An 11,935-nucleotide genomic window follows, 5' to 3' on the forward strand; every position below is an offset into this window, starting at 1 on the left:
TTTTTTGCGTTGTCCCCGATACGAGCGATACCCGAGTCCGGTCACGTGTGTCGTTTTACCCGCTTTTGACATACAAGCAAGCTAGCAAGTTAATTTCTGTTTACTTCATTTCGAAGCGTGACCCATCCGCCACTACAGCTTTGAAACATCGTAAATAAACGGTAATTTCCTTATCTTTGCGACTAACCGATCCACCTTGCAAAGGTGTCGTTCCATGTGGCGAAAACCATCAAAGCCAACACCAATGCCAAACCGATCCGAAACGCCACCTCCTGCGTTGCAGCCCCCAGTGGTTTACCTCGTACTGCTTCGATCGCATAAAACATAAGATGGCCGCCATCAAGTACCGGTATTGGCATCAGATTTAACAATCCAATCGAAACGGAGAGAATAGCAGCAAGCTGCATCACTTCGGCAAATCCCAGGCTCGCCATCTGGCCAACCGTTTGGGCAACGCGAATGGGGCCGCCGATCTGGTCAGCCTTCATGTATCCGCTGAATATATTGCCGATATATTTGAACGTGCCGGTAACAATATGGACGGTCTGGACAACGCCCTCCTTGATCGCCTCCAGCGGCGTATAGGTTTGCAGGCGGAATCGACCGACCTCCTGGTTGGTCTTGATGCCTATTTGGCCGACCTCCATCTTGTTGCCGAACTGATCGGTCTGCTCCGTTCGCTTCGGAACCATGGGTAGATCGAGCTTTTCGCCATTTCGTTCGACCGTGACGATGATTCTCTGCTGCGGGCGAATGCCGACATAGCGGCGGACATCGTCGAATGTCGAGACCTTGCCGCCGTCGATGGCAATCAGCAAGTCACCGGGGAGAATGCCAGCTTCTGCGGCCGCGCTGTCGGGAACCACCTCGGCAACAACGGGATCTGCGACCTGCCGGCCATAGATGCTCAACAGCACCGCAAAAATGGCGATGCCAAGCAGGAAATTGGCGATCGGGCCGGCGGCAACCGTGGCTGCGCGTTTCCACAGTTTGGCGCCGGCGAATGTGCGGGCGCGCTCCTCCTCGCTCATCCCGGCTACTTTTTCGAGATCGGGCTTGCTGGAGGCATCCTCGTCGCCGAAAAAGCGCACATAGCCGCCAAGCGGAATGGCCGACAGCTTCCAGCGCGTTCCATGTGAATCGGTGTACCCGGCAATCTCAGGCCCGAACCCGATCGAAAAGGCGAGAATGCGGATGCCGCTCCAACGTCCTACGAGGTAGTGACCCATCTCATGCACGAAGACAAGAAGCGACAGAACCAGGATGAAGGCAACAATATTGCCCATCAGGAAACCGTAGATGGCACTCAAGCTTACCATAAATCCTCTTCCGCCTTCATTGCGTTTCTATCAAACGCCGAATAGCAATCTGCCGAGCGACGCCGTTTCGGCGCCTTTTACCAGCGTAAGGATGATTGCAAATAAAAATGTTGCAAAACAAGCAAAAATAAGTCCATCGACCCGGTCCATCACGCCACCGTGACCGGGGATAAGGTGGCTTGAATCCTTTACAGCGAATCGGCGCTTGATGAACGACTCGAACAGGTCTCCTGCCTGACTGCAGACCGAAAGCAGCAACGCGACTGCTGCCACTCGCCATCCTGTACCCGGAAAGAAAGCAAAGGCAAGGGCAACACCCGCCACCACAGCGGAGATCGCGCCGCCGACGGCGCCAGACCAGGTCTTTCCAGGAGAGATTCGCGGCGCAAGCTTGGGGCCACCGATGGCGCGGCCGATGAAATATGCAAAAATGTCGGTCGCCCAGACGATGGCGAAGACGAACAGCATCGAAATCAGGCCGAGTTCATTGTCTCCGCGTATTTCCGCCAGCGATATGCCCGTGAGCCCCGCATAGACGACCCCCAGAGGGAACCACCAGTTCCCGCCGCGCAGCAAGATGAAAGCGCCCGCCGCGACCGCAGAGACCAGCAGCAGCCCTACGGCGTAGTCCGTTTCGCCGCTGATCGTCGCGATTGCGATCGCCGCCTGTCCCGCCCAGCCGATCGCATTGGCTCGGACATCTTCGCGAGGAAGCCGAATGATCGTCGACCATTCATAGTATACGAGAAGCGCGATCAGCGACGACAGAAGCCGAAAAGCCAGTCCGCCATACCAGGTGGCGACAAGAACGATCAAAGCTAGAATTGCTCCGGAGACAATGCGGAGCCGCAATTCCGGCGGCATCAAGACCCCACCGCGGCCGCCTTGGCCGAAAGACCACCGAAACGGCGGTCGCGGGAGGCATATTTCTCGAGAGCAGAGAAGAACAGGTCGCGGTTAAAATCCGGCCAATATTCCGGAACGAAGATAAACTCAGAATAGGCGGCCTGCCAGAGAAGGAAATTTGAAAGCCGCTCCTCGCCACTCGTGCGGATGATGAGGTCCGGATCAGGAATGCCGGCGGTATCCAACCGGGCATCGATGAGCGACGCGCTGATGTCCTCCGCTCTCAAACGACCCGCCTCGACATCCCTGGCAAGGCTCATGGCGGCCCGCGCAATTTCATCGCGGGCACCATAGTTGAACGCGATCACAAGCGTCAGCGCCGTATTGTTCTTCGTGGTCTCTTCCGCTTCAATCAGCAGATCAAGAATGTCGGAGCGCAGGCTCAACCTGTCACCGATGACCCGGATGCGGACATTCTGCCGGTGAAGCTCGGCGAGGTCGCGGCGTATGAAGGCTTTCAAGAGGCCGAGGAGATCCGACACTTCCGCCTCGGGACGCCGCCAGTTCTCGGAGGAGAAGGCAAAGAGCGTCAGGTACTTGATGCCGACATCGCCCGCCGCCCGAACCGTCTCACGGACGGCCTCCACTCCCTTGCGATGCCCCATGGTGCGCGGCAAGCCACGCTCCTTGGCCCAACGGCCATTACCGTCCATGATGATGGCAACATGCGTCGGCACAGTCATATACATTGGGTGTGACATAGCTCGTCCGGTTTGTTTCGGCGCAGATCTACTGGATGCCGGCGCTCTCAAACGTGCATGATTTCCTTTTCTTTCTCGGCTAGCAAGCGGTCGACTTCGGAAATTGTATCATCCGTCATCTTCTGCACCTTTTCGGATTGCGCGCGGCCGTCGTCCTGGCTGATTACACCGTCCTTTTCGGCCTTCTTAAGGCTGTCCATGCCATCGCGGCGTACGTGACGAATGGCGACCTTGCTTTTCTCCGCATAGTCATGGGCGACCTTGACCAACGAGCGACGGCGCTCTTCATTGAGTTCCGGCAGGGGAATCCGCAGATTCTGTCCATCGACAATCGGATTGAGGCCGAGATTCGATTCGCGTATGGCACGTTCGACGGTGCCAACCATCGATTTGTCCCACACGGAAACCGAGAGCATGCGCGGCTCGGGTACCGTGATGTTTGCCACCTGGTTGAGCGGCAGGCGCGAGCCATAGGCTTCCACGGTGACGGGATCGAGAATATTGGCAGACGCGCGCCCGGTACGCAGCGACGCGATATCGCTCTTGAAGGCCGATACGGCCCCATCCATCCGACGCTTCAATTCTTTCAGTTCGACGCCTTCAGTCATCTCATTACTCCCGTCTCATCTCACAGGCGTCGGCAAATCCGACGCCTTGCATGTCAATTGTCGGATACGATGGTCTTCCGACCACCGCCGGTCAAGATTTCTGCGAAACCACCCTTCTCGTGAATAGAGAAAACGATGATCGGAATGGAATTTTCACGTGCAAGCGCCACTGCAGCCACGTCCATTACCGCCAGCCCCTTCTCCAGAACCTGACTGTGGGTCAGATGATCAAACCGCATGGCATCGGGATATTTTTTGGGGTCAGCGGAATAGATACCATCGACCTGCGTGCCCTTGAAGATGGCCTCGGCACCCATTTCGGCCGCACGCAGCGCGGCGGCGGAATCGGTGGTAAAGAAAGGATTGCCGGTGCCGCCGGCAAAGATCACAACCCGGCCCATCGACAGATGATAGAGTGTCGCGCGCTGAGAAAAGCTTTCGCAGATTTCCGGCATGGCAATGGCAGAGAGAACGACGGTATCGATATTGAGCTTGCGCAGCGATGTCGCGAGTGCCAAGGCGTTGATCACCGTCGCCAGCATGCCCATGTGATCGCCCGTTACGCGGTCGCCCCCCTTCGAAGCAACAGCCACTCCACGGAAGATGTTGCCGCCGCCGACAACGACCCCAACCTCAACCCCCATCGCTGTTGCCTCCGCGATGTCGGATGCGATGCGGTCCGCGACCGCAACGTCAATTCCGAATCCCTGGCTACCCATCAAGGCTTCGCCCGAGGCCTTAAGGAGGACACGCTTGTAGAGTGGCTGCAACGACATCTTGGCTCCTCGTGTTGATAGTGATTGCCGGATACACGAAGGGCATCACGTTGTCACGCGATGCCCTTGTCTTTTCCTGGTATGAAAGAAGATCAGCCCTTGGCGGCGGCAGCAACTTCGGCTGCGAAATCGGTCTCTTCCTTTTCGACACCCTCGCCAAGCAGCAGGCGGGCCATGCCGGTCACTTCGATTGGAGCGCCAACCGTCTTTTCCGCTTCCTTGAGGGCTGCGGCAACGGTCAGGTCAGGATTGATGACGAACGCCTGCGAGAGAAGGGCAACTTCCTCGAAGAACTTGCGCATCCGGCCTTCGACCATCTTCTCGATGATGTTGTCCGGCTTGCCGGAGGCGCGGGACTGCTCGATGAATACGTTGCGTTCACGCTCGGCGACAGCGGCGTCGACCTCTTCCGGACGGATTGCGAGCGGCGAGGTCGCTGCAATGTGCATGGCGACCTGGCGGCCGATCGCATTCAGCGCTTCCTTGTCGCCGGTCGACTTGAGAGCGACGAGGACGCCAAGCTTGCCGAGGCCGTCGGCGACAGCATTGTGAATATAGGTCGAGACAACGCCATCTTCGACAGAAAGGAGCGTCGAGCGGCGCAGGTTCATGTTTTCGCCGATCGTAGCAATCGCATCCTTGATCGTGTCGCTAACCGATTTGCCAGAGGCTGCGTAAGTGGCGGCGCCAACAGCCTCGACCGAGCCGTCCGTCGACAGCGCGACCTCGGAAATGCCGCGTACGATTTCCTGGAAGGCATCGTTGCGGGCGACGAAGTCGGTTTCGGAGTTGACTTCAACGACGACGGCCTTCGTGCCGGCGCTTGCAACGCCCACGAGGCCTTCCGCAGCGGTGCGGCCGGACTTCTTGTCGGCCTTGGCAATGCCCTTGGCGCGCAGCCAGTCGATGGCCGCTTCCATGTCGCCGTTGGTCTCCGCCAGCGCCTTCTTGCAATCCATCATGCCTGCGCCGGTCTTCTCGCGCAGTTCCTTCACCATTGCAGCCGTTACGTTGCTCATTATTTTCCTCTTATCGGTTCAGACGGTGCGCTGAGGGCGTAGAGCCGGTGCGACACCGGTTTGGGAACGAAATGTACCCGGAAGTATGACAGCGTGATGAAACGCGTCATACAGAATTCCAACTGGCAGAATTCCAACTGGCGAAAGCGCGTCGGCAATCCACTTTCGGATGCCTCTTTATCAAATGGCCAAGGCCGCTGAACTTCTCGAAAGTCAGAAGCGGCCCTTCAACTCCGCCAGGGCGAGGCGGGCCGCCGGCCCGCCTCGTTAGCCTTCTCAGGCTTGAGCTTCGGATTCCTCGTCCAGAGCCGGCTCGAGCGGAACTTCGGCGGAAGCGCCGAGGTCGCGGCCGGAAGCGCTCTGCTGACGTGCAATACCGTCGATGGCGGCACGGGAGATCAGATCGCAATAGAGCGCAATGGCGCGCGATGCGTCGTCATTGCCCGGGATCGGATAGTCGATCAGGTCCGGATCGCAGTTCGAATCAATGATCGCAACGACCGGGATACCCAGGCGCTTGGCTTCATCGATCGCGATCTTTTCCTTGTTCGTGTCGATGATGAACATCAGGTCCGGAGTGCCGCCCATATCGCGGATACCGCCGAGAGCCTTGTCGAGCTTCTCGCGCTCGCGCTCCAGATTCAGGCGCTCCTTCTTGGTGAAGCCCTGGGCTTCGCTGCTCAGAATCTCGTCGAGCTTGCGCAGACGCTGGATCGAGTTCGAGATCGTCTTCCAGTTCGTCATCATGCCGCCGAGCCAACGGGAATTGACGTAGTACTGGGCGGAACGCTTGGCGGAATCGGCAATGATTTCCGAAGCCTGGCGCTTGGTGCCGACGAAGAGCACACGGCCACCGCTGGCAACCGTATCGCTGACAGTCTGCAGCGCACGGCTCAGCATTGGAACCGTCTGAGCAAGGTCGATGATGTGAATGTTGTTACGATCGCCGAAAATGTACGGCTTCATCTTCGGGTTCCAGCGATGTGTCTGGTGACCGAAGTGAACGCCAGCTTCCAGAAGCTGACGCATAGAAAAATCAGGCAATGCCATGCCTCTTTACTCCTTTTCCGGTTAAACCTCCGTAGGGCGAACAGCATCTTCCCTGAAGATGCCACCGGCGGAATTGCCCGGATTTCTCCCGGACGATCCCATGCCCTGCGTGTGGAATGGGGCTGCCCTTACCCTTCCTTTCCCGAAAAATCAAGGCTTCGGCCGAAAATATCGAACCACTGACGGGATGCAAGCCGATGAGCAGCATCTCGGCCCTTAGAGAGGCTGTCTTTCATTCAGCCTCTCATTACCTCAAACGGTCAGGTTGAAGCTCATCTCATTGGCCAACTTAAATGGAATCGCCCGAACCGCTAGGCTTCGCGAGGCTTTCATCACGGAATGTGGAGTATCTGGAAGTGGGTGCTGTTCGCCGGGCATTTTTCATGGCTGCAATCGAGCAATATTCGCAGGTGGCCGTGAGTATCGCGATGATTGCCGTTCTGTCGCGTCTATTGGGCAGCAACGAAATCGGTATTGCTGTCATCGGTCTCGGAATCGGCACGCTTGCCTTCAACTTTCGAGAGTTCGTGACGTCGGAATATCTGATTCAGCGCCACAGTGTTTCACGAGAGGACGTACGCACCGCCTTCACGCTGATGTTCGGCTTTTCCGCGGTTATCGGGTGCCTGCTGTTCCTGTCCTCCTCATGGCTTGCGAACTTTTACGCGCAGCCAGGCCTTCACACCTTCATTCGCATCCTCGCATTGACGGGAATCATTGATGCATCGGTCTGCACGATCACGGCACTCCTGCGGCGAGACATGGAATTCGGGCGCGTCGCTCGTATCAATGCGCTCGGTATTATGACAAATGCTGCAGTCACGATGAGCCTGGCCTTTTTCCATTTCGGTTACATGAGCTATGCATGGGGATCTCTCGCGGCCGCAATCGTCAAATTGCTTCTTGGCTTCCACGCCCGGCCGATATTCTGGATGTGCCGTCCATGCCTTGTCGGATGGCGTACAATGATCAATTTTAGCGGCTTTAAGGGAGCCTCGACCGTTCTCGACCGCGCCTACGAAACAGTACCGCAGCTCATACTTGGTCGCTTCATGCCGCTGACCGCGGTGGGCACTTTCAATCGGGCTAACCTAGTATGCGGCATTCCAGATAAGTTTTTTCTGTCTGCTATCTTTTCAGTCGCCTTCCCGGCATTCGCCGCGGAGGTTAGGGCACAGAGAAGCGTCAAAGAAGCTTATCTGCGAACGATAAGCTATATCACGGCTCTCTACTGGCCGTGTCTTCTCTGCATGGCCGTCCTCGCCTACCCTGTTGTCGATATTGCTCTCGGCAGGGCCTGGGATGAGGTTGCACCAATCCTGCAGATATTGTGCGTCGCTGCGATATTCTGGTTTCCGAATATCCTGACATATCCGGTACTGGTCGCGTTCGGGGCCAATAGGGAGGCTTTCGAGGCAAACTTCATCGGACGCGGCATTTCGATCTTCATCATATGTGGCGCAAGCTTCTTCGGATTATACGCCTTGTCGCTCAGCCAGTTTATCGTGCTGCCGTATCAGATGACGCTTTCCCTGATCTACGTTCGACGGCATATATCGTTCTCCTGGAGTGAATTGCGGGCGATCCTCTACAAGAGCGGTCTGGTCACATTGGGCGCCATCCTGGGCCCTCTCACCGTGCTGGCAGCGAATGACCTTCAGTTCGACCTCTCGATCCTGCAGGCCTGCTTCGCCGGATTACTGTCGGCGATCGGCTGGCTCGCTGTGCTGATCCTGACCAGACATCCGCTCCTGGAAGAGTTGACGAGAATTGCCAATCTCGTTCTGCCCAAACTCCCACTGCTCAGAGGCAAGGCGACGGTCAAGGAATTTCCATGAAGTCTGTGGATGTCGTCATTCCCAATTATAACTACGGCCACTATCTGCGTGATTGCGCCGGCAGCGTTCTGTCGCAGGGTGTCGACCGATTGCGGGTGCTCATCATCGACAATGCCTCTACAGACGATAGTGCTCGCATCGCGAGCGAGATCGCGGCTTCGGATCCGAGGATCGAATTGCGATTGCGAGAGGTCAATATGGGGCCGCACGCCTCCTTCAATGAAGGCATCGACTGGGCTCGATCAGACTATTTTCTCATTCTTTGTTCTGACGATTTCCTGGCGCCAGGGGCCCTTGGCAGTGCTATCGATCTGATGGAGCAGCGGCCGGACGTGCATTTGACCCATGGGGCAACCAGCTTTCTTCTGGGAGACGCAAGCTTCGAGGAGACGTCCGCGCAGCCAGCCGCCTGGCAGGTGATGGACGGCCCATCATTCCTGAAGGATATTTGTCGCAGCGGCCGGAACTATATCAGCGGCCCTACTGCCGTCGTGCGCACCTCGGTGCAGAAGCGGATCGGCCACTACAATCCGGAGCTAACGCACACGGACGATCTGGAAATGTGGCTGCGTTTCGGACTTCACGGGTCGATCGCAGCGACCACCAGGGTTCAGGCGGCTGCCAGGGTTCACCCCTTCAGTCAATCGGCGACAGTGAGCAATCTGCGACAATGGAGCGTCGAGTTCGAGGCCGCCTTCACTTCCTTCCTGACGAAAGATGGCGCTTCGCTTCCGAATTCTGCGGAACTGCTGCAGTCCGCGCGCCGGACGCTGAGTGACAGAGCTTACTGGTCGGCAATTTCCCTATTGTGCCGAGGCGATCCTGGTTGGCGCAAGCTGTTTTGGCGCGCCCTGCAGCTCCGCCCGTCCGCGACCATTCTCCCGCCTCTCAGCTACCTCATCTATCGCAAGGATGCGACCTCACTGGTGAAATCCAGCCTGTCGGCCCTGGGGCGACGCATTACGAGGGCCGCCTGATCATGTCTCCGGACTGCCTTCGAATACGTTCGCGCCGCGGACTGATAACCCTGTCGAGCAAAAGCGCTTCCTGCTCGGACAGCTTCTCTTGCAGCGCACGATTGCAATTGTCGATCTGCAGTCTCACCGCGTCTATGTTTTCCATCACCGACTGCGTTTGGCGCTTCAGCTCTTCGACGTCGAATGTCTCAATGTTCTGGCAGTAGTGTTGCTGACCAAACTGCGCAAGCAGATAATCATTCTTCTTGTTATAGCTAAGCGAAATCGTCGGGCGGCCTAGCTTGAGAGCGCTGACGACATTGTGATACCGCGAAACGATCACGAAATCGGTCTGCGCAATGGTATCCATCAATTCGTGCAGCGATTGGCTACAGGTGCTAGTGATGCGTTCAGGAGAGACGTCCGATCCAGTTGCGGCAATCTTGTCCAGCACTTTTTTCACCGCCTTGCCGTCACGCAGATCCCCGGTCAGTAATCGGACATTATAGCCCTGCTCAAGCAGCCAGCCGATATAAGCTGCCAGCTTGCCGGTATAATTCTGATGGATGGCGTCCGCATCGGTGTCCGTCTTGGACCAGCCGTGATAGTCCATGACGCCAACACCGACGGTAATATGTGTGTCATTCTTGACGGGCAAGGGATCTGGCACGGGCAACCGGAAAGCGATGTCCGGATATCGCCAATCGCGGCTCACGTCTACCCCGATGCTCTCGACATATTGGAGCGAGTAATCGTCGCGATAGGAGCGATATTGCGCCATCTGCGCAGCCGCCTTCAGGAACCATCGGCTCAGGGGATGTTCAATCGGTCCGGCCCCGATGCTGACGAAAGCGATCCGAATTCTCCGCAAACGCGCCGCAAGGCACCATCTGAATACCACAAAAGGCCATCCAAAGGGATTTTCCTGGAAATCATCGAGAATTCCAGTCCCGGGAATGATCAACAGCGTCAAACCATCCAGTTGACCAAAAAGCGAGTAGAGCGTGAGAAAACGCCGGGGCACACCCGCGAGAACTCCGTTGATGCGCTGAAACCATCGTCCCTGCGCGATCGTCCCACCAATGCCAATCGCCTTTATCTTATATTGCTTTGCAATGGCGTCCGGATTGGAGCAGATGCACAGAAGTTCAGCGTCGCTCCTAGTTTTGCGCAGGAAATTCACCATGGCTTCGAGAGAGCCATCATTGCCGGTGTTCCCGCTGCCAAATTGACCCAACAAGCCGATCTTCATCCAAAGCCCCTCAATCGCCCTTTTTCCAAGCCGACGCAGGAATGCTTCGAAACACTCACCCCGTCTGGCTCAAGCCCGGGACGCCTCTCAAGCCCGCGCCCTTGAGAAGAGATGCCGACCCTCATGCGGACCCTTACCTCGAAATAACACAGGCCATCTGAACATGCGCGATGGACGAACGACGGGGGTACTCCTCCAAAAGGCTGTGCTGCTCACCCTTCTCTGCGAATTTTTCCCTGTTGCACTCTGCAGCTATGATCTCAGGAGAGGACCGGCGCCGCAGGGGTCAGAGATTCATGAGATTCGCCTATTTCGTTCGCCCCCATATCGGCGGCACCTATACCGTGTTCAAACAACTGCGCGCCGGTCTGGCCGACTTCGGGATCGATGTGCGCTGGCTTGCCATGGGGCGCAGCGAAACCTTCGGCGACCCGCAATGGTTTCCCGAATTTGCACTTGGTTCCGCCGTACCGACCGACCAGCTGCCGACGGAACGGGAACAGGCAAGGGCGCTGGCGGCAGCCCTGGATTGCGAGGGATACGACGGCGTTTTCGTCAATGTCCTAAGCGGCCGGATCGAGACCAATATCGCCCGTTACCTTCCGGAACGAATCCTGCGCGTCATGATCGTTCACAACATCACCCCCGGCACCTATGCCGCCGCTCGGTCGATCAAGGACCACGTTCATGCAACCGTCGGCGTCTCCGATCGCATCCGCAGCGACCTCGTTCAGGTCCTTAGTTTCCCGAAGGACAGGACCTTTGCGATCCCGCACGCTGCGGACACGCGGTTCGTGCCGGACCTGCCGCGCATGCCCGGCACGGCGGGGCAGCTACGTCTGCTTTTCCTCGGGCGGATCGAGGACGCCTCCAAGGGCGTATTCTGGCTGCCGGAAATCCTCGACAAACTGCCTCCTACGGTCCGATTGACCGTCGCCGGCGACGGACCGGATCTTGCAGCACTTCGATCCAAGCTCGCACGCCATTCGAGCCGCGTGTCGATCCTTGGAGCGGCGCATCCCAACGACGTCCCGGGGTTGCTGCTTCAGCACGATGTCATGATAATGCCATCTCGTTTTGAAGGCTTCGGCTTGACCCTGACCGAAGCTATGGCGGCCGGCTGCGTCCCCGTGGTATCACGTATTCGCGGCGTGACCGACAAGATCGTGGATGACGGCCTGAACGGGTTTTTGTTTTCGATCGGCAACAGCGAAGAGGCCGCCAGCATCATCACGAACATTGTAGCCAAGCCCGAAGCGCTGCGATCCTTGTCGAATGCTGCACTGCGCAAGGTAAGAGACGAATTCACGATCGATAAAATGGCTTCTGCCTACGCGACAGTGATAGAACAACTCGGTGTTCGCCCGCCTATGATCGCCCCACCGCTCGATATCGAGCGGTGGGCGCTGCCAAGCGGTCTGCGGCCCGGGCTGAGAACCTTCCTGCCAGCTCCAATCAAGAATTGGCTTCGCGTGATAAGAGAGCGGCGCCAGGCCTAGATGCAGGAAAC

General features: G+C 57.4%; 11 protein-coding genes. 3 read left to right on the top strand and 8 right to left on the bottom strand.

Annotated features, from left to right (window positions below):
* Positions 1-182: 182 nt before the first annotated feature.
* The 7 genes from rseP to rpsB form a co-directional block, all read right to left on the bottom strand.
* Positions 183-1,319: an RIP metalloprotease RseP gene (gene rseP, locus AAE029_RS28490; RefSeq protein WP_371076280.1), complete on the bottom strand. Its 1,137-nt coding sequence runs from the start codon at positions 1,317-1,319 to the stop codon at positions 183-185.
* A 30-nt stretch (positions 1,320-1,349) separates the two neighbouring features.
* Positions 1,350-2,183, bottom strand: coding sequence for a phosphatidate cytidylyltransferase (locus AAE029_RS28495; protein ID WP_371076281.1), 834 nt, complete (start codon positions 2,181-2,183; stop codon positions 1,350-1,352).
* Positions 2,183-2,926 (bottom strand): isoprenyl transferase, encoded by a 744-nt coding sequence (locus AAE029_RS28500; RefSeq protein WP_371076282.1) that lies wholly within the window; start codon positions 2,924-2,926, stop codon positions 2,183-2,185. Before AAE029_RS28500 ends, AAE029_RS28495 begins: the two co-directional genes overlap by 1 nt.
* Positions 2,927-2,973: 47 nt before the next feature.
* A complete protein-coding gene (gene frr, locus AAE029_RS28505; RefSeq protein WP_371076283.1) occupies positions 2,974-3,534 on the bottom strand; it encodes a ribosome recycling factor in 561 nt (186 codons plus the stop codon).
* Positions 3,535-3,587: 53 nt separating this feature from the next.
* On the bottom strand, positions 3,588-4,310 hold the full coding sequence (gene pyrH / locus AAE029_RS28510) for a UMP kinase (protein ID WP_371076284.1): 723 nt from the start codon (positions 4,308-4,310) through the stop codon (positions 3,588-3,590).
* A 92-nt stretch (positions 4,311-4,402) separates the two neighbouring features.
* Entirely contained in the window at positions 4,403-5,329 is a 927-nt protein-coding gene (tsf, locus tag AAE029_RS28515; protein WP_371076285.1) for a translation elongation factor Ts, read from the bottom strand.
* A gap of 276 nt (positions 5,330-5,605) precedes the next feature.
* Positions 5,606-6,379 carry a 30S ribosomal protein S2 gene (gene rpsB, locus AAE029_RS28520; protein ID WP_371076286.1) on the bottom strand — a complete coding sequence of 258 codons (774 nt, stop codon included), beginning with the start codon at positions 6,377-6,379 and terminating at the stop codon, positions 5,606-5,608.
* A gap of 383 nt (positions 6,380-6,762) precedes the next feature.
* Here rpsB and AAE029_RS28525 point away from each other — a divergent pair, with 383 nt between their 5' ends.
* Together AAE029_RS28525 and AAE029_RS28530 are read left to right on the top strand one after the other, a co-directional pair.
* Positions 6,763-8,217, top strand: a complete 1,455-nt coding sequence (locus AAE029_RS28525; RefSeq protein WP_371076287.1) for an oligosaccharide flippase family protein — start codon at positions 6,763-6,765, stop codon at positions 8,215-8,217.
* Positions 8,214-9,194 carry a glycosyltransferase family A protein gene (locus AAE029_RS28530; RefSeq protein ID WP_371076288.1) on the top strand — a complete coding sequence of 327 codons (981 nt, stop codon included), beginning with the start codon at positions 8,214-8,216 and terminating at the stop codon, positions 9,192-9,194. The genes AAE029_RS28525 and AAE029_RS28530 overlap by 4 nt, the downstream gene beginning before the upstream one ends.
* On the opposite strand, the gene AAE029_RS28535 is transcribed toward AAE029_RS28530, so the two are convergent.
* Positions 9,178-10,425, bottom strand: coding sequence for a polysaccharide pyruvyl transferase family protein (locus tag AAE029_RS28535; RefSeq protein WP_371076289.1), 1,248 nt, complete (start codon positions 10,423-10,425; stop codon positions 9,178-9,180). The genes AAE029_RS28530 and AAE029_RS28535 overlap by 17 nt on opposite strands.
* Positions 10,426-10,721: 296 nt before the next feature.
* Between AAE029_RS28535 and AAE029_RS28540 the strand changes: the two genes are divergently transcribed.
* Positions 10,722-11,924, top strand: coding sequence for a glycosyltransferase family 4 protein (locus AAE029_RS28540; protein WP_371076290.1), 1,203 nt, complete (start codon positions 10,722-10,724; stop codon positions 11,922-11,924).
* The last annotated feature ends 11 nt before the right edge of the window (positions 11,925-11,935 follow it).

Origin of the sequence: Sinorhizobium sp. CB7 (assembly GCF_041357635.1) — a bacterium.
Classification (GTDB): domain Bacteria; phylum Pseudomonadota; class Alphaproteobacteria; order Rhizobiales; family Rhizobiaceae; genus Rhizobium.